23 protein-coding genes, 1 tRNA gene, 1 pseudogene and 1 riboswitch are annotated in these 26,587 nt (G+C 71.2%); of the genes and pseudogenes, 3 read left to right on the top strand and 22 right to left on the bottom strand.

What is annotated here, in order from left to right; all coding sequences use genetic code 11:
* Window positions 1–59: 59 nt before the first annotated feature.
* The 10 genes from ABD932_RS17050 to ABD932_RS17005 form a co-directional block, all read right to left on the bottom strand.
* Window positions 60–1,967 (bottom strand): serine/threonine-protein kinase, encoded by a 1,908-nt coding sequence (locus tag ABD932_RS17050; protein ID WP_345013473.1) that lies wholly within the window; start codon window positions 1,965–1,967, stop codon window positions 60–62.
* Between the two features lie 80 nt (window positions 1,968–2,047).
* Entirely contained in the window at window positions 2,048–3,490 is a 1,443-nt protein-coding gene (locus ABD932_RS17045; protein WP_345013471.1) for a tetratricopeptide repeat protein, read from the bottom strand.
* A gap of 252 nt (window positions 3,491–3,742) precedes the next feature.
* Window positions 3,743–3,816 (bottom strand) — tRNA-Pro (locus tag ABD932_RS17040).
* 123 nt (window positions 3,817–3,939) lie between these two features.
* Window positions 3,940–4,299 (bottom strand): MmcQ/YjbR family DNA-binding protein, encoded by a 360-nt coding sequence (locus ABD932_RS17035; protein WP_345013469.1) that lies wholly within the window; start codon window positions 4,297–4,299, stop codon window positions 3,940–3,942.
* 30 nt (window positions 4,300–4,329) lie between these two features.
* Entirely contained in the window at window positions 4,330–4,863 is a 534-nt protein-coding gene (locus tag ABD932_RS17030; RefSeq protein ID WP_345013467.1) for a GNAT family N-acetyltransferase, read from the bottom strand.
* On the bottom strand, window positions 4,860–5,450 hold the full coding sequence (locus tag ABD932_RS17025) for a helix-turn-helix domain-containing protein (protein ID WP_345013465.1): 591 nt from the start codon (window positions 5,448–5,450) through the stop codon (window positions 4,860–4,862). Before ABD932_RS17025 ends, ABD932_RS17030 begins: the two co-directional genes overlap by 4 nt.
* Before the next feature lie 46 nt (window positions 5,451–5,496).
* On the bottom strand, window positions 5,497–6,399 hold the full coding sequence (locus ABD932_RS17020; protein ID WP_345013463.1) for a LysR family transcriptional regulator: 903 nt from the start codon (window positions 6,397–6,399) through the stop codon (window positions 5,497–5,499).
* A gap of 36 nt (window positions 6,400–6,435) precedes the next feature.
* Window positions 6,436–7,629, bottom strand: a complete 1,194-nt coding sequence (locus ABD932_RS17015) for a glycine C-acetyltransferase (RefSeq protein ID WP_345013461.1) — start codon at window positions 7,627–7,629, stop codon at window positions 6,436–6,438.
* A gap of 54 nt (window positions 7,630–7,683) precedes the next feature.
* Entirely contained in the window at window positions 7,684–8,712 is a 1,029-nt protein-coding gene (gene tdh, locus ABD932_RS17010) for an L-threonine 3-dehydrogenase (RefSeq protein ID WP_345013459.1), read from the bottom strand.
* Window positions 8,713–8,857: 145 nt separating this feature from the next.
* Window positions 8,858–10,057 carry a Gfo/Idh/MocA family protein gene (locus ABD932_RS17005; protein ID WP_345013457.1) on the bottom strand — a complete coding sequence of 400 codons (1,200 nt, stop codon included), beginning with the start codon at window positions 10,055–10,057 and terminating at the stop codon, window positions 8,858–8,860.
* Between the two features lie 455 nt (window positions 10,058–10,512).
* Between ABD932_RS17005 and ABD932_RS17000 the strand changes: the two genes are divergently transcribed.
* Complete coding sequence (locus ABD932_RS17000; RefSeq protein WP_345013455.1) at window positions 10,513–11,118, top strand: GOLPH3/VPS74 family protein; 606 nt, start codon at window positions 10,513–10,515, stop codon at window positions 11,116–11,118.
* A gap of 134 nt (window positions 11,119–11,252) precedes the next feature.
* Here ABD932_RS17000 and ABD932_RS16995 read toward each other — a convergent pair whose 3' ends face one another.
* From ABD932_RS16995 to ABD932_RS16970, 6 genes and pseudogenes are all read right to left on the bottom strand, one after another.
* Window positions 11,253–11,831, bottom strand: coding sequence for a GAF domain-containing protein (locus ABD932_RS16995; protein ID WP_345013453.1), 579 nt, complete (start codon window positions 11,829–11,831; stop codon window positions 11,253–11,255).
* A gap of 61 nt (window positions 11,832–11,892) precedes the next feature.
* On the bottom strand, window positions 11,893–12,492 hold the full coding sequence (locus ABD932_RS16990; protein WP_126396810.1) for a GTP-binding protein: 600 nt from the start codon (window positions 12,490–12,492) through the stop codon (window positions 11,893–11,895).
* Window positions 12,470–12,841 (bottom strand): DUF742 domain-containing protein, encoded by a 372-nt coding sequence (locus ABD932_RS16985; protein ID WP_126400704.1) that lies wholly within the window; start codon window positions 12,839–12,841, stop codon window positions 12,470–12,472. The genes ABD932_RS16990 and ABD932_RS16985 overlap by 23 nt, the downstream gene beginning before the upstream one ends.
* A gap of 2 nt (window positions 12,842–12,843) precedes the next feature.
* A complete protein-coding gene (locus ABD932_RS16980; RefSeq protein ID WP_003996239.1) occupies window positions 12,844–13,278 on the bottom strand; it encodes a roadblock/LC7 domain-containing protein in 435 nt (144 codons plus the stop codon).
* Between the two features lie 899 nt (window positions 13,279–14,177).
* Window positions 14,178–16,031 (bottom strand): annotated as a pseudogene (locus tag ABD932_RS16975) (sensor histidine kinase); the annotation flags it as partial.
* Between the two features lie 605 nt (window positions 16,032–16,636).
* Window positions 16,637–17,812, bottom strand: a complete 1,176-nt coding sequence (locus ABD932_RS16970; protein WP_345013446.1) for an MBL fold metallo-hydrolase — start codon at window positions 17,810–17,812, stop codon at window positions 16,637–16,639.
* Between the two features lie 245 nt (window positions 17,813–18,057).
* Here ABD932_RS16970 and ABD932_RS16965 point away from each other — a divergent pair, with 245 nt between their 5' ends.
* Together ABD932_RS16965 and ABD932_RS16960 are read left to right on the top strand one after the other, a co-directional pair.
* Window positions 18,058–19,236 (top strand): Glu/Leu/Phe/Val dehydrogenase dimerization domain-containing protein, encoded by a 1,179-nt coding sequence (locus ABD932_RS16965; protein WP_345013444.1) that lies wholly within the window; start codon window positions 18,058–18,060, stop codon window positions 19,234–19,236.
* A 91-nt stretch (window positions 19,237–19,327) separates the two neighbouring features.
* Window positions 19,328–19,927: a TetR/AcrR family transcriptional regulator gene (locus ABD932_RS16960; RefSeq protein ID WP_345013442.1), complete on the top strand. Its 600-nt coding sequence runs from the start codon at window positions 19,328–19,330 to the stop codon at window positions 19,925–19,927.
* 123 nt (window positions 19,928–20,050) lie between these two features.
* On the opposite strand, the gene ABD932_RS16955 is transcribed toward ABD932_RS16960, so the two are convergent.
* The 6 genes from ABD932_RS16955 to ABD932_RS16930 all read right to left on the bottom strand — a co-directional run bounded on the left by ABD932_RS16955 (window position 20,051) and on the right by ABD932_RS16930 (window position 26,372).
* Window positions 20,051–20,869: an SGNH/GDSL hydrolase family protein gene (locus ABD932_RS16955; protein ID WP_345013440.1), complete on the bottom strand. Its 819-nt coding sequence runs from the start codon at window positions 20,867–20,869 to the stop codon at window positions 20,051–20,053.
* A gap of 110 nt (window positions 20,870–20,979) precedes the next feature.
* Window positions 20,980–21,696, bottom strand: a complete 717-nt coding sequence (locus ABD932_RS16950) for a DUF6250 domain-containing protein (protein WP_345013438.1) — start codon at window positions 21,694–21,696, stop codon at window positions 20,980–20,982.
* Complete coding sequence (locus tag ABD932_RS16945) at window positions 21,680–23,575, bottom strand: rhamnogalacturonan lyase family protein (protein ID WP_345013436.1); 1,896 nt, start codon at window positions 23,573–23,575, stop codon at window positions 21,680–21,682. Before ABD932_RS16945 ends, ABD932_RS16950 begins: the two co-directional genes overlap by 17 nt.
* The gene (locus ABD932_RS16940) at window positions 23,575–24,624 is read right to left on the bottom strand and encodes a GDSL-type esterase/lipase family protein (RefSeq protein WP_345013434.1); all 1,050 of its coding nucleotides are present in this window, start codon (window positions 24,622–24,624) and stop codon (window positions 23,575–23,577) included. The genes ABD932_RS16945 and ABD932_RS16940 overlap by 1 nt, the downstream gene beginning before the upstream one ends.
* Window positions 24,621–25,142: an RIFT barrel domain-containing protein gene (locus ABD932_RS16935; RefSeq protein WP_345013432.1), complete on the bottom strand. Its 522-nt coding sequence runs from the start codon at window positions 25,140–25,142 to the stop codon at window positions 24,621–24,623. The genes ABD932_RS16940 and ABD932_RS16935 overlap by 4 nt, the downstream gene beginning before the upstream one ends.
* A gap of 264 nt (window positions 25,143–25,406) precedes the next feature.
* The gene (locus ABD932_RS16930; RefSeq protein ID WP_345013430.1) at window positions 25,407–26,372 is read right to left on the bottom strand and encodes a LysM peptidoglycan-binding domain-containing M23 family metallopeptidase; all 966 of its coding nucleotides are present in this window, start codon (window positions 26,370–26,372) and stop codon (window positions 25,407–25,409) included.
* 4 nt (window positions 26,373–26,376) lie between these two features.
* Window positions 26,377–26,542, bottom strand: a riboswitch (cyclic di-AMP (ydaO/yuaA leader).
* Window positions 26,543–26,587 lie beyond the last annotated feature (45 nt).

Here is a 26,587-nt window from a genome sequence, read left to right as displayed (position 1 = left end):
GCGGGACCCCTCCCGTACGGTTGCGGGACCCCTCCCGTACGGTCTGGGGGCCGAGGGAATCAGTACGCGGACTTCAGTGCTCCTCCCGGAAGTTTCCCGCCGTCCTCCCGGCCCACGCTGCACAGCACGTAGCGGAAGCCTGCGTCCCATTCCTCGTCCGAGGAGCGCCAGCCCCGCATCTCGTGTCCTTGGCCGCGGGCCCAGTTGACGCCGTACTTCTCCTCGCAGAGCCCATGCGTGTCGACGCTGTCCGCCGAGCCGTCGCCCGACGCCCAGGTCCAGCCGACGGCCTGCTCGTGGTGCGGCTGCTCGCAGCTCACCAGGGTGTCGGTGATCTCGCCGTTGTCGTCCTCCTCGGAGGTGACGCAGTCGCCCGGACCCTGCTGCGTGAGGTACACCTCGTCGCCGAACTTGCGGAAGCCGCCGAGCGGGCCGCCGAGGGTGGCGTGCTTCAGGAAGAGCAGGCAGGCCGAGGCCGGCGGCTCGCTCTGCCCCGTCTCGGGTGTGAGCACGTGCAGCACCGGGGCGGCCATGGTCCCGCGCAGCTCCGCGGTTCGCCGGGTGCACTCGTCCCGTACCGCCCCCGCGCCGGACGCCCGCGCGGCACCGTCGGCCGCGACGGTCGCGATGACCTGGCCCTCGGGATCGTCGTCGCAGCTGACGACTTTCACCCTGGGCCGCCCCTTGTACTCCCCGTCCTTCCAGTCGGCGTTGACGCACTGCCCCGGCATGAGCCCCTCTCGCAGCCCGACCTGCCTGCCGTACGGGTATGGGCTGCGGGTCACGGTCGGGGTCGGCGTCGGGGACGCAGTCGCGGCCACTTTCGTGTCGGCCCGCGGCCCGTTGGCCTCGGCCCGCTCACCGTGGTACGTGGCGGCACCCCACGCGAATCCTCCGCCCGCGGCCAGCACGGCGGTGAGCGCCAGCAGCACGGGCGTTCTCCGGGCGGGGGAAGGTCGAGCGGCGCCGGACGTGCTCCGGGCGCGCGCGAGACGCTTCCTCCGGAACGGCGGGGAAGGGGCGGGCTCCGTCGCGGTGACCACGTCGCCGGACTCGGCCGCGGCCCCGGAAGCGGCCGACTTCGGAGCCGCTCCGGTGAGCACGGGTAGCGACGTGGCAGCAGCCCCGCTCCCCATGGCCTCGGCCAGCAGTTCACGCGCCCGCTCCGGCTGCATGCGCTCCGCCGGATCCTTGGCCAGCAGCCCCATGATCACCCGGCTCAGCGGATCGCTCGCCCGCTGCGGCAGGTCGGGTTCGGAGGTCAGCGCCGCCATGAGCGAGGCGTCGAGCGTGTCCCGTTCGAACGGGGAGGTGCCCTCGACGGCGAAGTAGAGGGTGACGCCGAGCGAGAACAGGTCGGTCGCGGGCGTCGCCTCGCCGCCGGACAGCCGCTCCGGCGCCAGGAACCCTGGGGTCCCGACCACCATGCCGCTCTGGGTGACCCGGGTCTCGCGGGGCCACAGCGAGATGCCGTAGTCCGTGAGCAGGACCCGGCGATCGGCGGCGCCCGAATGGTCGGGCGCCAGCAGGATGTTGGAGGGCTTCACGTCCCGGTGGATGATGCCGAGCCGGTGCCCGGCGCGGAGGGCGTCGAGGGCGGCCGCCCCGATGCCGGCCACCTCGTCGCTCGGCAGCGAACCGCGCTCGTTCACCACGGCGCGCAGGTCCCGCGTGCCCTCCAGGTACTCCATCACGATCCAGGGGCGGCCGTCGTCCTCCACCACGTCGTACACCGTGATCACGTTCGGGTGCTCGCGCAACTGCGCCGCCTTCAGGGCCTCCTTGCGGCCCCGGCCGGCCGGGTCGTCGGCGGATGACTTCGGCTCGCGCGGTACGTCGATCTCCTTGACCGCGACCCGGACCCGGAGCTCCTCGTCCTCGGCCAGCCAGACGTCTCCCCCGCCGCCGGAACCCAGCCGCTGCCCCAGCCGGTACCGCCCGGCGATGACCCGTTCCTCCCGTGTCACCAGCGCCCCTTTCCTCGGCCGCCCTTCTGGAGCGGCCGCCGTGACCTCCCCGTCGGCGGCCCCACGGTCCGCGCCGCCGTTCACCGGACCACCAACGGCCGGAAGGCGGCGTTCACATCGGACTTGGACGCATCGACGTACCTCGGGCCCGGGTCGGAGCCCGCCTCGGCGTAGAAGACCGAGGGGCAACTCGTGCCGCCGATCCGGACGGTGCGGTCGGCGATCAGCTTGCCGGTGCGCATCTCGTAGACCTTCACCGGGATCTCGATCTTGTGGAAGCTCACGTACGAGAGGGCGCCGGAGGACTCGCTCTCGTACGGGCAGGTCTCGACGGACGGTCCATGGGTCTCCTCGCCCATGCAGACCACCAGCACCGCGTCGTCCGCGTCGCCCGCCTTCCAGGAGCCGGGGAACCGCTTCGGGTAGTCGGACGCGATGCTGTACTCGTCGGAGGCGTAGAACAGCGCGCGGTTGGTGCCCTTGCCGACGGGCTTGGCACCGCTGTACTTCGCCGGGTGGGAGCAGTACTCGGGCTGTGTGTCGGTTCCTCCGGAGAGCAGGTTGCGCACGTTGGCGAGCTCGATGCTCAGCGTGGCCTTCCTCGCTCCCTTCCGGGCCCGGTCCGCGAGTTCGTCGTCGGGGTACCGGTCGAGCAGCTGCTGGTAGTGCGTCCGGGCCTGCTCCCAGCTGTCGTCCGCCATGAGGTCGTCACCGCACCCGACCAGCGCGCCGGGCGCGGTCCGCTCGGCGGTGCCGGCGGACCGGTCCAGTACGTCGTCGCTGCGCCTGCGATCGTGGAGCCAGTCGGTGACGGTGACCGTCTCGCAGGAGTCCTTGGTGGGCAGGCCGCGCAGGAACCCGTCGAGGGTGGTTTCGACCGTCTTCTCGTTGCCGGGCTCCGCGAGAACCGACGCGAGCGTGCCGAAGCCCTGCTTCAGGGCATCGGTGTCCCCGCTCAGCGCGGTCGCCAAGTCGGTGCGGGCGGTGCGCAGCCGGTCACATGCCCGTACGACGTCGTCGCCGCGGGCGCTCAGTGGCGCGTCGGCGATGCGGTGACCGAACCACACCTCGTCCTGCGCGCTCAACACCCCTGCGCAGTCGCCGCGTTCGCGGGCGTCGGTCACGCTCTGCCCGATCCTCGATGCGTCGAACCGCAGGAGCCCCACGGCCAGCAGGACCGGCAGCGTGACGCCGAGCGCGACCAGGCGCCGCCCGCGCGCCGAGCCCCTGCCGCCGCCCCCGCCTCCGCCTCTGCGCGCCAGGAACCACCCGTGCCCGACGACGGCCACCCACCACACGAGCACGGCGACTTCGTACGCCGAGTCGGCCGTGGAAACGAGCCGGGACACCAGCACCACACTCACGACCACGGCGGCGAGAGCGAGCGGACGCCGCCGCAGCATCAGATAACCGACGCCGAGCAGCGATGCGTTGCCCAGGGCGACGGCGAAGGGGTCGTTCACCCTGACCTCGTCGGGCGGGTAGTTCGGCATGTCGGGTACGGCGCGCGTCGGGTCGTTCATCCTGGTTCTCCCCCGGTCACGGAACGGGTCCGGCGCCCGTATGGTGCGTCCGCGCGCCCGGGACGGGTCCCGGAGGCCGGGCGGTGGACATCGCCCCCAGCGAGCCGCTCCTCGAATCCGCCTCCGCGTGGCGTTCACGATCACGGGCGCGGTTCTCGCGGGAACATGGCTGCTGTGCGCCATTGGTCCCCGAACAAGCGAAAGGCCGTATCGGAATGCTCCGATACGGCCTCTGACCTGCTACTCAGCAAGTCGGGACGACAGGATTTGAACCTGCGACCCCTTGACCCCCAGTCAAGTGCGCTACCAAGCTGCGCCACGTCCCGATGCCGTCTGACCTGGGGTTTCCCCCGGCCGAACGCGCATAGAAACAATACCGCACTCGGGTCGGTGGTCGCGCACCCCTTTATGGGCGTGGGGTGAGCCCCCTGCCCGCGTCGCGCGGATGATCATTCCCCGGCCGGCAGGCCCAACTCGGGGTACGCGTCCTGCAGCCGCGTCGGTGCTGCCTGGCGCCAGGAGTCCGCCAGGATGTCGCGCAGTTCGGCCTCGCCCTCCAAGGCCGCGAGCCGGACCCGTACCCAGGCGAACTGTGCTTCGTGATCGGCGATCCAGAACTTGTCCGGCTCGGCCAGGACCAGTTCGTCGCGCTCCTCCTTGGGGCAGCGCACCGCGATGGAGGTCTCGTCCTCGGGCAGCGTGGCGAACATCTTGCCCGCGACCCGGAACGTGGGCATGCTCCAGGCGATCTTCTCCGTCGTGTCCGGCAGAGACAGGGCGATACGGTGTACGTCTTCGGCGTCCGGCATGCAAGGCACCGTAGCGGCTGCCACTGACAATCACCTGGTGAGAGCGGTAACACCGACGTACTTGTAGTAGATCGTCGTCGGCCGCAGAACCCCCGTCGGGGTCGCCGCGAAGTCGGGGATCACGCCGGCCCGCGTCCACCCGGCCGAGCCGTAGAGCCGCTCGGCGAGGCTGTCGGTCTCGGTGTCCAGGTGGAGGAGGGTGACTCCCGCGTCGATCGCCGCCTCTTCCGCGGTCGCGAGGAGCCTGCGGCCGAGGCCCTGACCCCGCGCATCCCGGTGCACCATCAGCTTGACCAGCTCGGCCCGGTGGCGGCTGTTGGGCTTGCCCGGAAAGGCCAGGCTGACCGTGCCGACCGTCCGCTCACCCTCACATGCCGCCCACACGGCCACCTCACCGGCGGCGACGGCGACCGTACGCTCCTTCCACCACGCCATGGCCGCCGTACGGTCCAGAGGAGCGAGGAAGCCGATGGAGGCGCCGCCCGCCACGGTGTCGACCAACAGGTCGGCCAACTCCCCGACCCGGTCGTGCAGTTGGGCCTCGTCCAGGCGCGCCACGATCACGGCAGCACCACCGCCAGCACATAGCGCACCGCCTCGGGCCCCGGGCACCGGAACCGCGTCGGCCCCCACACCCGCATCCGCAGGCAGTCCCCGACGCCGAGACGGTGCTCGGCCTCCTGAACCGTCACGTCGAGCTCCCCTTCCAGCACCCAGATGTGCTGCTCCAGCCCCGGCACGGGCGGCCGGTCGTACGCGATGTCGGCGCCCGCCGTGAGCCGTCCCTCGACGATCTCGCCGCGCAGCCCGGCATGCGGCGGCGACACGGATCGTCGTACGAACCCCGAGGAACGGTCCTCCCACACCGGCTGCTCGGCCGCCCGCACCAGCAGCGCCGGCTCGGACTCGACCTCGCTGAGCAGCTGCGACATGGTCCGCCCGTAGACGTGGCACAGGCGGTTCAGCAGCGAGGCGGTGGGACTGATCTCCGCCCGCTCCGCCCGGGACAGCGTCGAACGGCTTACGCCGCTGCGTTCCGCCAACTCCCCGAGGGACCAGCCGCGTTCGGCCCGCAACTCGGCCAGACGGGCGCCCAGACGGGCGTCGACCGGGTCGGGCGCCTCGGCACCGCCCACACTTCCCTGTTTCATATTCGGGACGCTATCCCATATATGAAACGTCGGTGTTACGGGCGGCTCACTCCCCCGCCGCCTCCCCGAGCGCCTCCAGCACCGGCCGGATCAGCGGATGCTCCTCGGCTCCTCGGCGTACCGCCGCGAATACCCGGCGTGTGGGCGCCACCCCGTCGACGGGGCGTACGACGACGCCCGTGAGATCCATTCCGCGCAGCGCCGAGCGCGGTACGAGGGCCACGCCCGCGTCGGCCGAGGCGAGGGCGACGACCGCGCGGAAGTCGTCCGAGGAGTGTTCGAGGCGGGGCTGGAAGCCGGCGTTCTCGCAGGCCAGGACGACCACGTCGTGGCAGGGATTGCCGGGGTACGGGCCGATCCACGGGTCCTTGGCCAGGTCGGCGAGAGGGATCTCGGCGGTGTCGGCCAGGCGGTGGGTGACGGGGACGACCGCGTCGAACGGCTCGGCGTACAGCGGTACGTGGCTCAGGCGCGGATCGTCGGCGGGCGGCGCCCCGCGGTACTCGACGGCGACCGCCACGTCCACCTGCCGGTCCAGCACCATCGGCAGGCTCGCGTCGCCCTCCGCGTCCTGGACCCGGAGGCGGATGCCCGGCGCCGACCCGGCGAGGCGGGCCACCGCGGGGGCGACGACCTGGGCGATGCCGGTCGCGAAGGAGGCGACGGTGACCGTTCCGGCCGCGCCGGAGCTGTACGCCGCCAGCTCCGCCTCCGCCCTCTCCAGCTGGGCCAGGACCGCATTGGTGTGGCTGAGCAGGATCTCGCCGGCCGGGGTGAGCCGTACGCCCTTGGCGCCGCGCTCGACCAGACGGTGACCCGTCTCCTGCTCCAGCGCGGCCAGCTGCTGGGAGACGGCGGACGGGGTCAGATACAGCGCGGCGGCAGCCGCGGTCACCGTGCGGTGGTCGGCCACCGCACGGAGGATGTGGAGCCGCCGCGCTTCGATCATGCGATCGATTGTCTCAAATGCCCCGTGCGCTCCGGGTCAGCCCTCCAGCTCCGCCCGCGCCGCCACGAAGGCGCCCACGGCACGGTTGACGTCGTCCGTGGAGTGCGCCGCGGACAGCTGGACGCGGATCCGGGCCTGGCCGTGCGGCACCACCGGGTACGAGAAGCCGATCACGTACACGCCCCGCTCCAGCAGCAGCTCCGCCAGCCGGGCGGCCTTCGCCGCGTCACCGATCATCACGGGCGCGATGGCGTGGTCGCCGGGGAGGATCTCGAAGCCCTCCTCGGTCATACGGCGACGGAACAGCGCCGTGTTCTCGGCCAGCCGGACGCGCAGGTCGTCCGCCGACTCCAGCAGGTCGAGGACCTTGAGGGAGGCCGCCGCGATCACCGGGGCCAGGGTGTTCGAGAAGAGGTACGGCCGCGAGCGCTGGCGCAGCAGGGCGACGATCTCGGCGCGGGCGGCGACGTAGCCGCCGGAAGCGCCGCCGAGGGCCTTGCCGAGGGTGCCGGTGATGATGTCGACGCGGTCCATGACGCCGTGCAGTTCGGGGGTGCCGCGGCCGCCGGGGCCGACGAAGCCGACGGCGTGCGAGTCGTCGACCATGACCATGGCGTCGTAGCGGTCGGCGAGGTCGCAGATCTCGCGGAGCGGGGCCACATAGCCGTCCATGGAGAAGACGCCGTCGGTGACGATCAGCTTGCGCCGCGCACCCGCGGCCTCCTTCAACTGCCGCTCCAGATCGGCCAGATCACGGTTGGCGTAGCGGAAGCGGCGGGCCTTGGACAGGCGGATGCCGTCGATGATCGACGCGTGGTTGAGGGCGTCGGAGATCACCGCGTCCTCCGGGCCGAGGAGCGTCTCGAACACGCCGCCATTGGCGTCGAAGCAGGAGGAGTACAGGATCGTGTCCTCCTGGCCGAGGAACGCCGAGAGCCTGGCCTCCAGCTCCTTGTGCACCTCCTGCGTGCCGCAGATGAAGCGGACGGACGCCATGCCGTAGCCCCAGCGGTCCAGCGCCTCGTGGGCGGCGGCCACGACCTCGGGGTGGTCGGCGAGACCGAGGTAGTTGTTGGCGCAGAAGTTGAGGACCTCGCCGGGACGGCCACCGGCCGCGACATTGACTGTCGCGGACTGCGGGGTGTCGATCACGCGCTCGGGCTTGTGCAGGCCGGCGGCGCGGATCTCGTCGAGGGTGGCGCGCAGGTCGTCGCGCACGGAGTCGAACATGAGGGAAGCTCCTAGAAGTGCTTGCGCGGAAAGGGAGTTACGGCGGCCTGTGGCTTACGCGGTCCAGTCGAGGATGACCTTGCCGCCGCGGCCGCTCGCCGCGTCGGCGAACGCCGCCTCGAAGTCGCGGTAGCCGTACCGGCCGGTGATCACGGGCGCGAGGTCGAGGCCGCCTTCCAGCAGCACCGACATCGCGTACCAGGTCTCGAACATCTCGCGGCCGTAGATGCCCTTGACCGTGATCATCGAGGTCACGATGCGGGCCCAGTCGACCGGGAACTCCTGCGCCGGCAGACCGAGCATGGCGATACGGCCGCCGTGCGTCATGTTGGCGATCATGTCGCGCATGGCCTCGGCGCGGCCGGACATCTCCAGGCCGATGTCGAATCCCTCGCGCAGACCGAGTTCGCGCTGCCCGTCGGCGATGCTCACCTGCGACACGTTCAGCGCGAGGCTCACGCCGACCTTGCGGGCCAGCTCCAGCCGCTCCTCGCTCACGTCGGTGATCACGACGTTGCGCGCACCCGCGTGCCGGGCGACTGCCGCCGCCATCAGGCCGATCGGGCCGGCCCCGGTGATCAGGACGTCCTCGCCGACCAGCGGGAAGGACAGCGCGGTGTGCACGGCGTTGCCGAACGGGTCGAAGATCGCGGCGACGTCGAGGTCGACGGGCACACGGTGTACCCACACATTGGCCGCGGGCAGGGCGACGTACTCGGCGAAGGCACCGTCGCGTCCGACGCCGAGGCCTATGGTGGCCCGGCACAGGTGCCGCCGCCCGGCGAGGCAGTTGCGGCACTTCCCGCACACCAGATGGCCCTCGCCACTGACCCGGTCACCGACGGAGATGTCAGTGACGTCCCGGCCGGTCTCCACGACCTCGCCGACGAACTCGTGTCCGACCACGAGCGGGGTGCGGATCGCCTGCTGCGCCCAGCCGTCCCAGGACCGGATGTGCAGGTCGGTGCCGCAGATTCCGGTGCGCAGCACCTTGATCAGTACGTCTCCGGGTCCGACGGACGGATCCGGGACGTCCGCGAGCCAGAGCCCGGGCTCCGCCTTGTCCTTGACCAGCGCCTTCAACGCTACGGCTCCTGAGGGTGAGTCCTGGCCGTAGGCATGCCGAAGGAGCCCGCGGCCGGGGAGAGGGGTGGAATCGCGTAGCAATCTGCCGTACGGCGGCGCCCCGGTCCATCGAGGATTTCTTAAGCGCCGCCACAGCTTTCCTTCACGCCCTCGGCTCGGACGCCCGCTGTCCGCCTTCGAAGTAGGCGATCAGCTCCGGATCCAGCGGCGGCACCTCACGTACGACACCTCCCGTGCGCAGCGACTCGGTCGCCCCGAACCCGGCCGCCACCGCCATCCGCGCCGCCACCGGCGAGGTGTCGGTCAGCCCTCCCTCCCGAACGAACCGCAGAAACTCGTCGATGATCAGCGGATCCGCGCCGCCGTGCCCGGCGTCGTCCACCACCTCCGGCACCGGATACTCCGCGTCGGCCCGCTCACGGTGGACGGAACGCCGCGAGTTCCACACCCGCACCACCGCCCCGGGCCCGTCCCCGAAGTTCTCCAGACGGCCCGCGTCGCCGATGACGGTGTAGTTGCGCCAGTAGTCGGGGGTGAAATGGCACTGCTGGTAGGCGGCCAACACCCTGTTGTCCAAACACATGTTGACCAGCGACACATCCTCGACGTCGATCATGGGATTGAGCGCCCGCTGGGTGTGCGGCGGCCAGTGGCCGTCCTCCGTGTACCAGTCGACGGCCTTGGGCTCCCCGAGGGCCCGGCGGTGCGGATTGTCGCCGTACACCATGAGATCGCCGAACGCCTGCACCCGGCGCGTGTACCCGCCCGCGAGCCAGTGCACCACGTCGATGTCGTGGGCACCCTTCTGCAGCAACAGGCCGGTGGTGTACCGGCGTTCGGCGTGCCAGTCCTTGAAGTACCAGTCGCCGCCGTAGCCGACGAAGTGGCGCACCCAGACCGTCTTGACCGTGCCGATGTCCCCACGCTCGATGAGGCCGCGCATCAGCCGGATCACCGGCATGTGCCGCATGTTGTGACCGACGTAGAGGCGGGTCCCGGTCTCGCGGGCGGTGCGCAGGATGCGGTCGCAGCGCTCTACGGTGATGTCCAGGGGCTTCTCGACGAAGACGGGCTTGCCCGCCCGAAGTGCCTCGCAGGCCAGGTCGGCGTGGGTGTGGTCCGGGGTGAGCACGAGGACGGCGTCGACATCCGGGGCATCGATCACCTTGCGGTGGTCGTCCACCGTGCGCACACCGGGGATGCGGTGGGCGGCCCGCTCCCGCTGCCCCGCGTCGGGATCGGCCACGACGGTCACGCGCGCGCCCTCACCGGGTCGGTGGGCGACCCGGGCAAGGGAGCCGCGCAGTCCGTGGCCGAGAACGCCGAGGCACAGGTCGGTCATGGCCGGCCCTTCCGTAGGGGTGAGGTGACGCCAAGTGCGGTATGCCCGCCCGAGCCCGGGATCCGTCACGAGCCCGGCGAGGACCGGCGCCCGGTCGGTGACAACCCGATCGCCCGGAGGCGTGGTACTCGACGACGCCCGGCGGACCGACGCCGAAGGGGTGTGATCCGGCGGCCCCTCTCGTCTCCGCGGTCCTGTTCGGCGCCGAGTTCCTGGGTGTCGGCACCGCTCCGGCACGGCTCCCGGCAGCCCCTGCTCCTGGCCCCCTCGTGTTCCTCGCCGCTGCCGCGACCGGCGAGCCGCCGCCGTCCTGCGGATCGGCTTCCCGCACCACATGGTCGTAGTAGGACACAAAGCGCCCGTACGGCAGCGAGAATCGACCGAGGACGTCCGGCCCGCAGCGGCCGGCCCCGACGCGCTCGCCCCGCACTCGGCCGACTGACTTGGAGCCGCTCATGACCACCGCACAGGACCTCGCGATCGTCGCCCTGGTCGTGGCGACGGACAAGCCGGTCGAGCAGGGCGAACTGTCCCTCGCCCTCGCCGGGGCCGAGGTGTTCGACCTCATCGAGGCCCGGGCCCTCGTCGTCGCCGACGACCGCATCGTGCCCAACGCCCAGGCACCGACCGGCGACCGCCTGTTGGACGAGGCAGCCTCGACGCTCGTACGACAGGAGCCGTACGAGTCGGTCGAGGACTGGCTGTGGCGCAGGGGCCGCGGGTTGTCCTCGGCCTACGTCGACGACCTGGAGCGGATCGGGCTGACGACCCGGCCGCGGGGTCTCCGGATTCCGCTGCGGACCGGGCGGACGGAGCCGGCCGACTCGGAGACCCGGCGCCGGGCCGAGGAGCGGTGGGCGGCGGGCGAGCCCGTCCTCGCCACCCTCGCTGCCGCCGCCGGGATCGCTGACGGGCCGGCCGAGGACACCGAGGAGCTCACCGATGACGTGGCCGCGACCGTGCTGGCCGCGGTCGGCGACGCGGTGATGGAGCTGGAGGCCGTACGGCAGCGGAAGGCGATCGAGGACGCCGCGTTCGACAACGTCTGGCGCGGCTTCTAGGAGCGGATGGCAATCAGCGGGCGCACAGCAGGACCGGGTCGGTCCCTGTGATGTCACCGCGTTCCCGGGCCTCGCTGACGACCGCCTCCACCATGCCGACCTACACGTCGCCGGAGATCGGGCGATTCCCGCCGTCACAGCAGCGGCAGCCCGTCCGCCGCCCGCCGTTCCAGCCGCACCACCAGTTCCGCCGCCGACGCCTTGATGGTCTCCAGCCCGGCCTTCCCCCACGGCCGCGGCTCCATGTCGACGACGCACACCGTGCCCAGCGCCATCCCCGTGGAGTCGATGAGCGGGGCGCCCAGATAGGAGCGGATGCCGAACTCGTCGACGATCGGGTTCCCCGCAAACCGCGGATAGTCACGGACGTCCTCCAGCACCAGCGCCTTGTGTCGGACGACCACATGGGGGCAGAACCCATGGTCGCGTTCCATGGGCCGGCCCAGAACCGGCTTGGCGTCGGCGGCCCGCTCAAGGCTCACGGACTGCCGCACATGGAGGCCGGCGAAGAACTGCCGGTTCTCGCCGATGAAGTTGACCATGGCGTACGGCGCACCGGTGAGCTCGGCGAGATGATCCGCGAAGACGTCGAGGGCCGGATCCGGTTGTTCTCCCAGACCCAGTCGGAGCAGTCGCCGTGCACGGGCGGGGGCCTCCTTGTCCTCGGGGGTGAGCAGCAGGCGGGCGACTGGGCGAGGTGGGCCATAGCTCATGCGTGGATTCCGTCGCCGTGGGCGTGGGTCATATGCGGCTCCGTTCTGGTGTGTGCGGGTGTCACATGTGGGCGCCGTGACTGGGCGCGGGTGCCGGCGTGTGGGCGATGAGATGCCGTACGAGGGTCAGCAGGGTCTGCACACCGGAGCTGGAGATCCGGGCGTCACAGCGGACGACGGGGATCTCCGGGTCGAGGTCGATGGCGGCGCGGACCTCCTCGGGGTCGTACCGGTAGCCGCCGTCGAACTCGTTGATCGCGACGATGAAGCCGAGGCCGCGCTGCTCGAAGAAGTCGACGGCGGCGAAGCAGTCCTCCAGCCGCCGGGTGTCGGCGAGGATGACCGCGCCGAGCGCACCCTCGGAGAGCTCGTCCCACATGAACCAGAACCGTTCCTGTCCGGGTGTGCCGAACAGATACAGGACGTGTTCCGGATCGAGCGTGATGCGGCCGAAGTCCATGGCCACCGTCGTCTCGACCTTGTTCTCCACTCCCTCGAGGCTGTCGGTCGCGGCGCTGACCGTGGTGAGCAGTTCCTCCGTGCTGAGCGGCGCGATCTCGCTCACCGCGCCGACGAAGGTCGTCTTGCCGACCCCGAACCCTCCCGCCACCAAGATCTTCAGCGCGGTGGGGAAGGGGTCAGAGCTGTCGTCGTAGTCCATCGAGCACTGCCTCCAGAAGAGCCCGGTCTGTCGGGTTGTGGTGGAACTCGGGGGGCTTGGTGGTGAGCGCCCCGCCGTCGACGAGGTCCGACAGCAGCACCTTGGTGACCGCCGCCGGCAGCTTCAGGTGGGCGGCGACCTCGGCGACCGAGACGGGAGCGCGGCACAGGTCGAGCGCCTGCTCGTGCTCGGGGCCGAGGTAGCCGAGGGGGGTCGCCCCGGTGGCCCTCACCTGCGACATGAGGTCGAGTGCGATGGTGGGCCGGGTACGGCCGTTGCTGACCGTGAAAGGGCGCACCAGCCGTCCGGCCGCGTCGTCGAGCCAGGGCCCGTCGCCCGCCGCCGTCACGTTCAAGGCCTCATCGCCGAGGGTTCGACGGAGTGCTGGCGGGGTGCGGTGACCAGATACGGGCGGACGCTCTTGACCAGCATCGCCATCTCGTAGCCCAGCACCGCCGCGTCGGCCTCACGGCCGGCCAGCACGGCGAGACAGGTGCCGGAACCTGCCGTGGTCACGAACAGCAGCGTCGAGTCGAGCTCGACGACGACCTGGCGTACGTCCCCGCCGTCGCCGAAGCGGACTCCGGCGCTGCGGCCGAGCGAGTACAGGCCGGAGGCCAGGGCGGCCATGTGGTCGGCGCTGTCCGGGTCGAGGCCGTGAACCGACTTCACGAGCCCGTCGCAGGAGAGGAGCACCGCACTGGTCGTGTGCGGTACGCGCTGCACGAGGCCGCTCATCAGCCAGTCGAGATCGGACACATGAGCGGTCGGCGCTTCGCTCGCCATGATGGATCGACTCCTTGAGGTACGAATGTCTGCGGGAGCGCTGGGGGTGGGGGTGGCCTCCCAGGCGGACTTCGAGCTGGTCAGGGGCGTGGTCATCCGGCTGGTGCGCTCCCGTCGTGCCGGGTGGTGTGGTCGGTGCCGGGCGCGGACCCGGGGTGCGTTTCGGTCCTGTGGGCCGGGTCCATGGGTGATACGTCCATGTGGGGCCGGGTGGTCATGGGGGTCACGTCTGTGTGGAGTGCATCCAGAGAGGACGGGCGCAGACGTGTGGGCTGCGGACGTCCCGTGTCGAGGCCCGTCGGCTCGAGCCGGATCGACGCCGGGCGCACGGACTCCAGACGGGTGGGCTCAAAGGGTGTGGGTTCCGGACGGGTCGGTTCCGGGGTGAGCGATGTCGTGGCGGAGGTCGTGTGCGGTGGCGGCGTGTGGGAGGGGGGCGTCGGATGCGTGGTGTTGGTGGTGGTCGGAGTGGCGGCCGTGTGGGCCGAATCCATGTGGCCGGCGTCCCTGTGTCCCTCGTCCATGGGGGCCACGCCCGTGTAGGCAGAGGTTGCATGGCGCGATGTCATGTGCCCCGATGCCATATGCCCTGACATCGTGTGCGTCATGTGGCCCGACGATGTGTGCGGAGCATCCATGTGGCCCACGCCAATGTGCCCCGTCCCCGCATCCATGTGCGCGCCGCCCATGTGCCCGGGCCCCATGCGACCGGAGTCCCGGTGCCCCAACTCCATGGATTCATCGGCCACATAGCCGCCCATGTGGTCGGAGTCCCTGTGTCCGCCATCCGCGCGCCCGACATCCATGTGCCCGACATCCATGTGCCCCGCATCAATGCGTCCGGCGTCCAGGTGCCCGGCATCGATGCGTCCGTCATCCAGGTGCCCGACCTCCACATGCCCAGCGTCCATACGCGCAGCATCCGCGTGCGCCGCCTCCATGTGCTGCTGAGTCTCGGCAAGCCCGACGCCCCGCTGGAACGCCGCCATCAGCCCTGGGTCATGTCCGGCGAGGTAGTCGGATTCCTGGCGCGGTGCCGGGGCGTCCCGGAGTTGGGGCGCGATGTGTTCCTGGGCGCGGCGTCGGGGCAGTTGGGGCTTGCCCATGGTGCCGCGGACGGTGCCCGTACGCGGGGTCGGCGGTTCGACCGCGTTCTCCTCGACGATCCGACGCTCGCCGGGCCTGATGCCGGGTACGGCGTCCGCCGGGTTGGCCCGCCCATCGTCGGTACCGCGTACCGGCAGCGGCGCCGGTCCGTTGCTGTCGGACCTCGGATCCGCGCCCCTGACACCGGTCTGCGGCTGCGCTCGGCGATGCGCTCGCGGGGATGCCTCGGCCGCAGCCCGCTGCCCGCCCGGCGATGCAGCCGACGCGGCCGAGGGGGCCGACACCGCCGACATGGGCTGCCGATGCTGCTGGGGCGGCACCGGAGCCTGCTGCGGGCGGGCCTGCGACGAGGAGTGCGGCGGCACTGCCGTACCCACCACCCCTTGCGGCTCCGACGGCTCCGGCGCCAGCCCCGCGCCGCCCCGGCCCCCCGTCCCTTGTTCCGTCCCCAACAGCCCCTGCGGCACGACGAGTACGGCCTGGACGCCGCCGTAGATGTTGGTCTGCAGCCGCACATGGATGCCATGCCGCTTGGCGAGCTGCGACACGACGAACAGCCCGATGCGCCCGTCCGCCAGCAGGCTGGCGACGTTGACCTGGTCGGGGTCGGCGAGCAGGGCGTTCATACGGTTCTGCTCGGCGACGGGCATGCCGAGCCCTCGGTCCTCGACCTCGACGGCGAGCCCCGAGGTCACGAGGTTGGCGCGGAGGAGCACCTGGGTGTGCGGGGCGGAGAACACGGTGGCGTTCTCGACTAGTTCGGCCAGCAGGTGGATGACGTCGGCGACGGCGTGCCCGCGCAGCGTGCCGTCGATGGGCGGCACGAGCTTGACCCGCGAGTACTGCTCGACCTCCGCGATGGCCGAGCGCAGCACTTCGGTCATGGAGACCGGGTTGCTCCACTGCCGCCGGGAGACGGCGCCGCCGAGCACGGCGAGGTTCTCGGCGTGGCGGCGGATACGGGTGGCCAGGTGGTCCACGTGGAAGAGCCCCTTGAGCAGGTCGGGGTCCTCGATCTCGTTCTCCAGCTCGTCGAGGATCGAGATCTCGCGGTGCACAAGGGACTGAAGGCGCCGGGCGAGATTGACGAAGACCTCGAGCTTCTGTTCGCTGCCCGCCTGGCTGGAGAGCTGGGAGGCCTGGACGACGGCGGTGACGGCTCCGTCGTGGGCGCGGGCCAGGTCGGCGGCGAGCAGTTCGAAGTCGTCGGCGTCGTCGGGCGGACCGCTGCGCGACTTGCGCTTGGGCGGGCCGTCTCCGCGTCGCAGTGCATCGACGAGTGCTCGTAGATCGGCCTCACCACGGGCGCTGCTGCGGCGCAGTGCGCCGATGCGGTCGCTCACGGACTTGGCGGTGCGGTTGGCGGCCACCGCGGCGATCAGGATGCCGGCCAAGGTCACCGAGACGGCGCCGGCGAGGACGGCCCACAGGGTGAGGCTCGGCCGTGCTCCGGTGGTGCGCACGACGAACAGCACGGCCGCGCAGGCGCTGAGGGCCACCGCGATGGGTGGCAACACGGCCAGACGCAGCAGTTGGGGCCGTATGTGGGTCTCGGGCAGCGCGGGTGCGGTGCGGGCAGCCGGGCGCCCGTGCCGCCCGCCCTCACGGCGGTCTGCGCGTGCGGCCGGGGCGCGGAGTTGAGACATCGGGGTCCTCGTACTGGTCCGTCGGTCGGGAGCCTGAAGGGTGCGCGCGGTCTGCGCGGCCCGGGGCATGCGCCATCGCGATGTCGGTCGACGGAGCCGACGAAATTCGGCTCCGCGTCGCCCAACGGACACTGACAGTAGTCGCCTCCGCATCATGTGCGGTGGGCAGTTGACAAAGTCCCGCAGACAGAGTCCCGCTCTGGTATGAGGTCTCGTACGACAGACCGATAACCAGCTCCGCCGTTCGCCCACATGGAGCACTCGAACGATCAGACCTGGTCAGAAGTGGTCACGCAGAAAAGTCGGGGGTGGGGCACGTCATACGCCCCACCCCTGCGCGAGCCTCTCGTCCCGGCGCCCGCGAACACCCCCGCCGGGACGGTTCGGCACCCGGTACGCCCGGCTTTCCCACCCCTGTACGTCACCGGCCGTAGCGGCGCACGCGGCCACGCGCGCGCCCCGACGCGCTTCCACGCGCCCGGCACGGACCGTCCCGCAAAGGCGTGCGGCCATGTCTGTCGCACGCACCGCAGAACGGTGCGGGCGCCCAGACGCGGCCCCACGCCGAAGGCGCTTCTAGGCAGCCACTGCACCCCGAGTACGCATTAAGCGACCACCGCGCTGTCCGGGCCCGACGCGACCGGCGGCCAAGCCGGCCACCCCTCGGCGGGCGCCTCGGCGGCCTCGCGCCACCACGGCGTCACGGGCGGCACCGAGGCCGGCTCGAAGGGCTCGCCGCAGCGTGGGGCCGCCATCGTGACGCCGGCCTTGTGCGTGGCCCGCATCATCCACTCCCCCGGCTCCGCCCACGGATGCGGCGCCAGGTTGAAGGTCCCCCAGTGGATCGGGAGCATGACGCCCGCGGCCGGATCGCCGCCCTGCAGGTCCAGGTGGGCCCGCACGCCCTCGTCCGGTGTCATGTGGATGTCGGGCCAGAAGTCCGAGTAGGCGCCGACCTGGATCATCGTGGCGTCGAACGGGCCGTGGTCGGCGCCGATGTCCTTGAAGCCCTCGAAATAGCCGGTGTCACCGCTGTGGTAGATCCGGTGCTCGTCCGAGGCGACGGCCCAGGACGCCCAGAGGGTGTGCTGCGTGTTGCGCAGTCCGCGGCCGCAGAAGTGGCGAGCCGGGGTGGCGGTCAGGGTGAGGCCGCCGATCTTCGCGGTCTCGTGCCAGTCCAGTTCGCGCAGGCGGTCGGCGGACACTCCCCAGTGCTCGAGGTGGGCGCCGACGCCGAGCGGTACGGCGAAGACGGTGTCCGTGCCGGCCAGCGCCTTGATCGTGGGCAGGTCCAGGTGGTCGTAGTGGTCGTGCGAGATGACGACGACGTCGACCGGGCCGAGCGCTTCGAGGGGCAACGGCACGGGGTGCAGCCGCTTGGGCCCGGCGAAGGGGAACGGCGAGCAGCGCTGGCCCCACACGGGGTCGAAGAGCACCCTGTGGCCGTCGATCTCCGCGAGGATGCTCGAGTGCCCCATCCATGTCAGGCGCAGTCCGCCGACAGGAGGCTTCGCGAGGTCGGCGTATGTCGTGGGGTGCACCGGCACGGTGCCCTTCGGGACACGGTGGGGCCTGGTGTCCTTGTCGAAGAAGACTTTGGCGAACTCCAGCATCGACCCGGAGGGACGGGTCCGGGCGACGCCCCCGGGGTTCTGGAAGACCCCGTTCCTGAAGTTCGGCGATCTGCGGATGCGCGCCATGCGCTCACCGCTCGGATCCACGCCGAAGGCCTCGGGCCGCAGGGCGCGGAGCCCGGAGCTCGGGAAACGGAAACCGGCCACGGTACCTCCAGGTGGAGTCGGTGAGGCTTCCATTATGGTCGGCCCCTCCGACAGCCCCGCCGCGTCCCTGGGACAACCCCGGCGCCCCCGCAGGCATTCCCGATGCCATCTACGACGGCTCGCCACTGAAGATCCGATCAGTACGTTGACATGTCCTCGCCTTCCCTCCGATACTGACCCACCGATACTGACTCAGCGTTCAGTAGCCGCGCGCGGCACGCGGCCCCACCTTCACCGGAGACCTCATGACCACCCCACTCCTGTCGCTCACCTGGACCGACCACGTCACGGGCCGCCAGGGCTTCCTGGTCATCGACCGGCTGGTGCGCGGCGTGTCCAGCGGTGGGCTGCGGATGCGGCCGGGCTGCGCGCTGGACGAGGTCGCCGGGCTCGCCCGCGGCATGAGCATGAAGGAAGCCCTGCACTACGACCCCGAGGCCCGGTACGTCCCGCTGGGCGGTGCCAAGGGCGGCATCGACTGCGATCCCCGGGATCCGGAGGCGTACGGGCTCCTGGTGCGCTACCTGCAAGCCATGCGGCCGTACATCGAGAGCTTCTGGACCACGGGCGAGGACCTGGGCCTCTCCCAGGACGTGGTCGACCGGGCGGCCGCCGAGGCGGGGCTCGTCTCGTCCGTGCAGGCCGTGTATCCGCTGCTCGACGACGAGACCGGCGCCCGGCGGCGGCTCGCGGACGCGTTCGCGGTCGAGGTGGACGGCATCGGGCTCGACGAGCTGGTCGGCGGGTGCGGGGTCGCCGAGTCGGTGCTCACGGCTTTGGACCGGGCAGGTGTGCCGTACTGGAGGACCCGCGTCGCCGTGCAGGGCCTCGGGACCATGGGCGGCGCGACGGCGCGCTTCCTCACGCGCGCGGGGCTCACGGTCGTGGCGGTCGCCGACATCAAGGGCACGATCACCAACCCCGCGGGCCTCGACGTCGAGGCGCTGCTCGCGGCGCGGGACGCGTACGGCACCGTGGACCGTGCCGCGCTGCGCCCCGGTGACCGCGAAGCGCCGGGCGACGCCTGGCTGGCGGCCGAGGCGGAGGTGCTGGTGCCGGCGGCGGTCTCGTACGCGATCGACACCACGAACCAGGAACGGATCACCGCCCGCTGGATCGCCGAGGCGGCCAACATGCCCGTACGGCCCGAGGCGGAGGATCTGCTGGCCGCGCGGGGCGTCACCGTACTGCCCGACGTGGTGGTCAACTCGGCCACGAACGCCTGGTGGTGGTGGACGCTGTTCGGCGACATCGGCGCGGACGTCGACGAGGCGTTCGCGCACATCCGCCGCTCCATGCGCGCGCTGACCGACCGCACACTGGCCCGTGCCGAGGCCGACGGGACGACGCCCCGCGCCGCCGCGCACGCCATCGCGGCGGACCGGCTGCCGGTGATCGCCGAGCGGTTCGGCCGGCACCGGTGACGGTGGGCGGAGGGGGCTCCGCCCTGCTGTGGCCAGGGAACGGCCTGGGGTGAGGCCTTAGGGTGACGGAGTGACAAGGGTGCGGTTGAGCGTGGCGGAGCGGCGTGAGGAGTTGCTGCGGGCCGCCGTCGAGCAGATAGAGGCGCGAGGTGTGGCGGCGGTCAGGATCGCCGACGTGGCCTCGGCGCTCGGGGTGAGCAACGCGCTGGTGCTCTATCACTTCGCCACGAAGGAGAAGCTGGTCGCCGCCGCGTTCACCCATGCGGCCGAGGGCGACCTGGGCCGCCTGAGCAGGATCCTCGGCCGCCGGACGACGGCGCTACGACGCCTGCGGGCGGCCGTGCGGTGGTACGCGCCGACCGGACAGGCCAAGGGCTGGCGGCTGTGGATCGAGGGCTGGGCGGTGTCGCTGCGCGAGCCCGCGCTGCAGGAGGTCACACGGGACCTCGACCGGCGGTGGAAGGCCGCCATCACCGAGGTCATCGCGGAGGGCGTGGCCGCGGACGAGTTCCACTGCCCTGACCCCACCGGCACGGCCCTGCGCCTCACGGCCCTCCTCGACGGGCTCGCCGTACAGCTGACGTCCTACCCGGGCGCGGTGTCACGCGCGCGTGCCCAGGAGTGGGTGGACGAGACGCTCGCCCGGGAACTGGGGCTGGAGCGGGAGGCGTTGACCGCGTCGGCGCGGTGAGGTCGCCCGACACCGCGCGGTCGGCCGACTCGCCGGGCCCACGGCAGGCGCATTGCGTCCCTGACAGCCGTGTGGGCCTCGCCCCTTCGAACAGGGCGCGGCCCACACCGCCGACGAGCAGCCTCAAGCCACCGATTCGATCCGCATCTTGATGTCGTCCGGCGACAGCGCGCCCTTGGCCGTCACATGGTCCCCCGACGACTCGCCGCGCAGGCGCCGCCCGATCCACGGCACCAGGTACTCGCGCGCCCAGTGGACGTCGTCCCGGCGGATCTCCAGGGTGCCGCGGGGCGGGAGCGGCGGCCACGGCTGGTCCGGGTCGGCCGGCACCTCCAGGCCGAGGACCTGGCCCGCGCGCAGCGCCACGCGCGTGTGCCCCTCGGGAGACAGGTGGAGCCGGTCGTCGTCCCAGGCCCGGCGGTCCTGCACGGTCTTCAGGGACCACAGGTCGAGCACGGGACAGCCGTACCGGTCGGCGATGGCCCGCACATGTCCGTTGTAGGTGGCGATCTTGCCGCGCAGATGCTTCAGCACGGGCACGCCACGGGTGTCGAAGCCGGTCGTCACCATGACGGTGCCGACGGCGGACGTGAGCCGGGCGATGGCCCGCTCGAAGCGCTCGGCCACCTCGTCGGGGTCGGTGCCGGGCCGGATGATGTCGTTGCCGCCCGCGCAGAACGAGACCAGGTCCGGGGCCAGTTCCGCGGCCTTCGGGAGTTGGTCCTCGATGATCTGGTCGAGCAGTTTGCCGCGCACGGCGAGGTTGGTGTAGTCGAAGTCGCCCTCGGGCCGCCGGTCCGCGAGGAGTACCGCGAACCGGTCGGCCCAGCCGACGAACGCCCCGTCGGGGCCGGGGTCGCCGACGCCCTCGGTGAAGCTGTCCCCCACCGCGACGTACGACCCGATCTCTGATCTGCTGTCACTCTTCGAATCGTCTGCCACACGGGCATGATTCACCTTCTAATGTGACCTACGCGACCGTAAGGAAGGGTTGACGCGCGGTGAGATAAGCCACTCCTAAAGTGTTGACCAAACCAGGAATAAGCCTCTGATCAGGGGTGTTGTGGGCTCAACCGCCACACCCGGAAGCCGCTGAACCGGAAGTGGCTCCAGGTGGTCCGGAAGGCGAAATGCCCGCTGGTGTACGGCTCCGGGTCGCTGTAGTCGAAGACAAGCCGTCCGTTGTTCCACCACCGCACGGTCGAACCGTCGGAGACGATCCGGACCCGGTTGGGCTCGTTCGCCACGAGCAGCGGCTCGGTGTAGTCGTAGACCAGCGGACGGACCCCGGCCTCGCCGACGTACCGGCGCAGTCGTGTCGTGGTGTTCGTGTTGGCGCCGTACCCGACGTAGTACGTCTTGAGGTGGTCGTACTCCGCCAGTGCCCCGCCCCGCTCGGTGGCGAAGATGTCGTCCGGGGAGCGGACGTCGGTGGCGTTCCAGAAGTTGTTGAGGTCGGAGACTCGGTCGTTGACTCCGCCTGCCGATATCGGCGTGGCCGTGTACTCGATGACGTACGGGCCTTCCAGCCGCTTCTTGAACCAGATCGTCGCACCCGCGGGCACGTCGACCTCCAGCACACCGCGCGAGGCGGTGACGGTACCGCCCTTCTCCAGCTCCACGGCCCACTGGCCGAGGCCGTGCCGGAAGTCGTCGTGGGCGATCAGCCGTCGATGGCTGGGAGTGGCGCTCGCGGTGGTCGCGGGGGCGAGGGCGGCCAGTGCGGCGCCGGCGGCGAGGGCTCCGAAGGCTCTACGCGTGGTCGTCACGGGAGACGGCTCCTTCCGGGAGGGTGAGGGAGGGCTTGGGGATCCGACGGGTCTCGGTGCCGAGGTAGTAGTCGGTGTACGTCGACTGCAGATAGCCGCGCACGGTCCAGCCGAGGCGGTACTCGGGGTTCTGGGCGAGCGTGTAGATGCGCGTCTTCGTCGGCTCGGTGGTGGTGTAGAGGCGCAGGGCGGTGTGGTCGGCGGTCTCGGCGAGGATCTCCTCGCGCCAGTCGCCGACGATGTCGCCGTAGAACGGGGTGGCGTTGCGGGCGCCCGACACGACACCGGACGGCTCGAAGATCTTCGCGCTGGTCCGGGTGGCCGGGTCCCACTTCTCGACGTGAGTGAAGTCGAGGTTCTCCGACGCCTTGTCGCCGTCCCACCAGATACGGAAGTTGACGCTGGGCGTGGTCGTGGAGACCTGGCCGTCCTGGACGTTGTAGACGCCCGCGCCCGGTGCGGTGACGTCGGCGGTGGACGTCCAGTACTCGTAGCCGGGGTGGTTCGGGTCGATGTCGCCGGTGCTGCCGCGGCCGACGTCGATGTCGGTGTCGTTCTCCCAGTCCGCCGGGTGCTGCCCGGTCACCAGGCGCTCGCCGCTGTCGGCGTCGTAGTAGTACCAGGGGAACTTCGGTATGACGCCCAGCTCCGCCTGCTGGATGGCGAAGCCCTCCAGGCCGGGGCGGTCGGGGTCGAGGTCGGCGATGTGGAAGCGGTCGCCGTGTCCGGCACCGTCGACGACGTAGCGCAGGGTGCCGTCGCTGTTCACGACGTAGTTGCCGTCCGCGATCTCGTCCGTGCCGTCCTGGTCGACGTCGACGGTGCGGATCTGGTGGAAGCTGGTCGCGCCGCCGTCGGCCGGGACGACGTACTTCCAACGGCGGTTCAGGTCCGTGCCGTTGAAGTCCCACGACTGGAAGAGGATCCGGAAGGCGCCCCGCCTGGCGCCGACCCGGGTGACCAACTTGGTGACGAGGCTGGGGCGTTCGCCGTCGAGGTAGGCGATGCCGAAGTGGCCGCCGGAGGGGCCGTCGGGGACGAAGTCGTCGGGGACGGGCTGCCGGGTGCGCTCGGTGCCGGTCGCGCCGTCGATGACCGAGACGAACTGGTTCGCGGGCGAGGCCGCGGTGACCTTCGAGCCGTCCGCGAAGGTCGTGCCGTCGGCCGTGTGCACCAGCACCTCGGCCCTCCCGTCACTGTCGAGGTCGTAGACGGTGACGTTGTCGTCGTTGCGGTAGCCGCCGATCGCCGTCGAACCGCTGATCGCGGCGGGTGCTGGGTCGTTGGCGCCGTTTCCGCCGGCCTGGGTGTACGAGCCGGGGCCGAGGTCGACGCGCCACAGCCGGTCGCCGGTGAGGGTGTACGCCTCCAGCAGGTCGGGCCTGTCACGGGTCTGGGAGAGACGGCTGACGACGAGTTCGTAGCGTCCGTCGCCGTCGAGGTCGCCGGGCCAGGCGTGCTGCACGGTGTAGCCGTCGGCGGTGGCGAGCGGGATCTCGGCGTAGCCTCGCGAGAAGTCGAGTGCGGCCGAACTCGCCTTTTGTTCATGCCCGTTGACCACAGCACGTACCGAATACGTCCCCTTGCCACGGGTGTTGTCCTGGTACGTCGTCGAGTTGATGACCGGAGCCCGGTTCAGCCGGCGGCCGTTCTTGTACACGTTGAAGGCGATGGCGCTGCCGTGCCGCGCGTACTCGGTGCCGAGCAGGCGCCAGCTGAGGAAGGTGCCTTCGCCGGAGGGTACGGCGACCAGTCCGCGGTCGAGGTTCTCCGAGATGCGGCCCGGTTCGGCGGCGTGACCGGCGGGCGCGGAGAACAGCCCGGCCAGCAGGGCGGCCGCGGCGACGGCGCCGATTCTTGGGCGTCGGTTGGCGTGCACTAGAGCTCCTTTGTGATGAGGGCGATCAGTCGGTCGGCCGCCTTGCGGTGGCCCTGGGCGCTGGGGTGGACGGTTCCGTTGAAGTCCCCGTCCGACAGGGAGAGCCAGTCGGACGTGTCGACGAACTCGACACGTCGGTCCGCGAGTTCGTCCACGACGGCGGCGATGTCGTCGGCGTGCGTGCCGTCGAAGGGGCGCAGCGCGAGAATGCGGGCGCGCGGTGCGGCGGACCGCAGCCTGCCGAGGTAGGCGCGGTAGGCGGCACGGAACTCGGCCGGGCCGTACGCCGCGTCGTTGGTGCCCTGGTTGACGACGATGACGTCGGCCCGGCGGTCCGGGTCCGCACTGGAGCCCGCGTAGTTCCAGCCGTACGCGTCCTGCGCGGCCGGCACGCCGCCGTTGCCGGTCTGGATCACGCCCTGCCGGCCGAAGCCGACCTGGGTGAGCGAGGCGTGCAGGGCGTCGGCGACGAGGGTGGGGTAGGCGGCCGTACCGTCGGCGCAGTCGGAGGTGTTGACCTCGCACAGGGCCAGGACGCCCTGGGTGATGGAGTCGCCGTAGAACGCCAACTGCCTCACATACCGGGCATGTTGGGGCAGGACCCGGCCCCGGATGCCGGTGAGCACGACGCCGGTCTCCAGCGGTGGCGTCCACCGGTTGGCCCGGGAGAAGACGTCCTTCACGGACAGCTCTGCCGTGTGCGGCCCCCGACCGGTCGCCTCGATCGCGATGACATTGCGGTCGACGGCGTACAGCCGCTTCGGACCTCCGTCGACCGAGACGTAGATCTGCGCGGGCACGGTGATCGACGAGACGTCGAACAGGGCGTGGGCCGTGTCGCCGCTGAAGCGGAAGGTCAGCCGGGAACCGGAGTTGACGGTGGTGGCGGCATCGGGGGTCCGGCCCCAGTGGCCCTCGTAGGCGAGGCGTCCGTCATCCGGCCGTACGATGTTCGAGTCGCCGGACGCCATGACGGGCTGTACACCACCGCCGACGGGCCCCGTGATCACCGCCGCGGTAAGCGCCGCGGTCAGGAACGTACGTCTCATGACGGGATCCGGTCTCCGATCAGGGCGAGGTTCTGGATCGCCGCGAGCGCCCACTGGGCCGAGGAGTTGGCGCGTGGCGAGCGTCGTGTCGTCCTTGTGGACGCCTCGACGCGTCCGGCGAAGCGCGTTACGGCCACCTTCCGCGCCGGGGCGGCGGGGGTGCCCGCGGTGAGCCGGTACGTGGCGGACTTCGACGCATCCGGCGCGATCGCGTGCGCCGTCCACTTCACCGAGCCGTCGGGCCGGTTGCCGGTGCCCCAGGTCTGCACGGGCACGTCGTCGTCGCCGTCCGCGCTTGCGAGCCGGAACTGCTGCTCGGGCCGGTGTGCGCCACGGGACCAGGGCACGCCCCAGGTGGCGTCCGCGTGAGCGTCGAGGGTGGAGCCCTCCAGCCACTGAAGTTCGGTGGCGTCACCGTCCGCCGCCGTGGCGGGGCGGGACAGGGCCCGGGAGAACTGGGCGGCGGCGGCCGCGACTGCGGCGCCCTTGATGACGGCGCGTCGGTCGACGCCGGGCACGGGGACCTCCGTGGGCCGTGGAAGGCAGCATGGAAAGCGCTTGCGGCGGTACGGAGATCACTGTGTCCTCACTCTCCCCTCCCTGTCGATGCCCGGGGCACGCCTGCCACAAGACCGCAATGCAGCGATCATGAACGGTGCCGAGGTCGGCGGCCTCCAGTCGCGGATCACCGCCGGCCGGCGGAGCCGAACACACCGAAGGCCGGACCCGGGGATCGGGGTCCGGCCTTCGGTTGCGTGTCAGGCGAGGTGGTGAGTGGGGGGTCAGCCGATGGCGACGCCCTTGGAGCGGAGGTAGGCGACCGGGTCGACGTCCGAGCCGTAGTCCGGCGTGGTGCGGATCTCGAAGTGCAGGTGCGGGCCGGTCACGTTGCCGGTCGCGCCGGAGAGGCCGATCTGCTGGCCCGCGGTCACGGTCTGGCCGGCCGAGACGGAGAGCGACGACAGGTGGGCGTACTGGGCGTAGTAGCCGTCGGCGAGCTGGATGACGACCTGGTTGCCGTACGCCCCGCCCCAGCCGGCGGAGACGACGGTGCCCGCGCCGACCGCCTTCAGCGAGGTGCCGGTCGCGGCGGAGAAGTCGACGCCGGTGTGGTAGCCGCTGGACCACATGCTGCCCGCCACCTTGTACGCGGTGCCGACGGCGGACGTGGCCAGGGGGGCGCTGAAGCCACTGGCGGTGCTGGTGGTCTCGGCGCTCCGAGCGGCCTTGGTCGTCTTCGCCGCGGAGGACTTCGAGGCGGACGAGTCCGACGACTTCGGGGCCGAAGAGGAGGAAGAAGGCGAGGAAGACGTGGAAGCGGACGGCGACTTGGGAGCGCTCGCCGTGGCCTTCTTGCCGCCGATCGAGAGCTTCAGACCGGGGTGGATCAGGGACGGATCCGCACCGACGGCCTCACGGTTGTCGGCGTAGAGCTTCTTCCAGCCGCCGCTGACGTTCTGCTCGTCCGCGATCTTCGAAAGGTAGTCGCCGACCTTCACCGAATAGGTCTGCACACCCGCCTTCCGGTCCGCGTCCTTCTTCTCGGCAGCCTTCTTCTCGGCCACCTTCTTGTCGGCGACCGGAAGAGTCTGAACGGCCTTTTCCGAAACGGACTGCGCGGGAGCCGCGTGGGCGCCGGTGGCTCCGATCAGCGGGAGAGCGAGCGCGGCGCCGCCGGTTCCGGCGACGGCGATGGAGCGGGCGAAGCGCGGGGACTTCGGACGGCGGTGCTTACCCTTCGCGGGCATGGCGAATTCCTCTCCGGCGCCTGCGAGGTGAGCTGTCGGGTGCGGGCTGGAGATGCCCGGCCGCGTCGAAACGCGACTTGACCCCAAGCCGTTCCGGAGACCGGAACAGGCGGTTGTACCTGTGGGTCCCCCGCTCCTGCCGTACACGGGTGAGTTAGCGCGGGATCCGGTCGGCGGCAGGATTAGGCGTCCGTCCGGATTGGTGGCGAACGTAA

This window comes from Streptomyces shaanxiensis, from assembly GCF_039537145.1.
GTDB lineage: Bacteria > Actinomycetota > Actinomycetes > Streptomycetales > Streptomycetaceae > Streptomyces > Streptomyces shaanxiensis.
The sequence above is the reverse complement of the archived record's forward strand: the minus strand, read 5'-3'. Positions and strand labels throughout refer to the sequence as shown.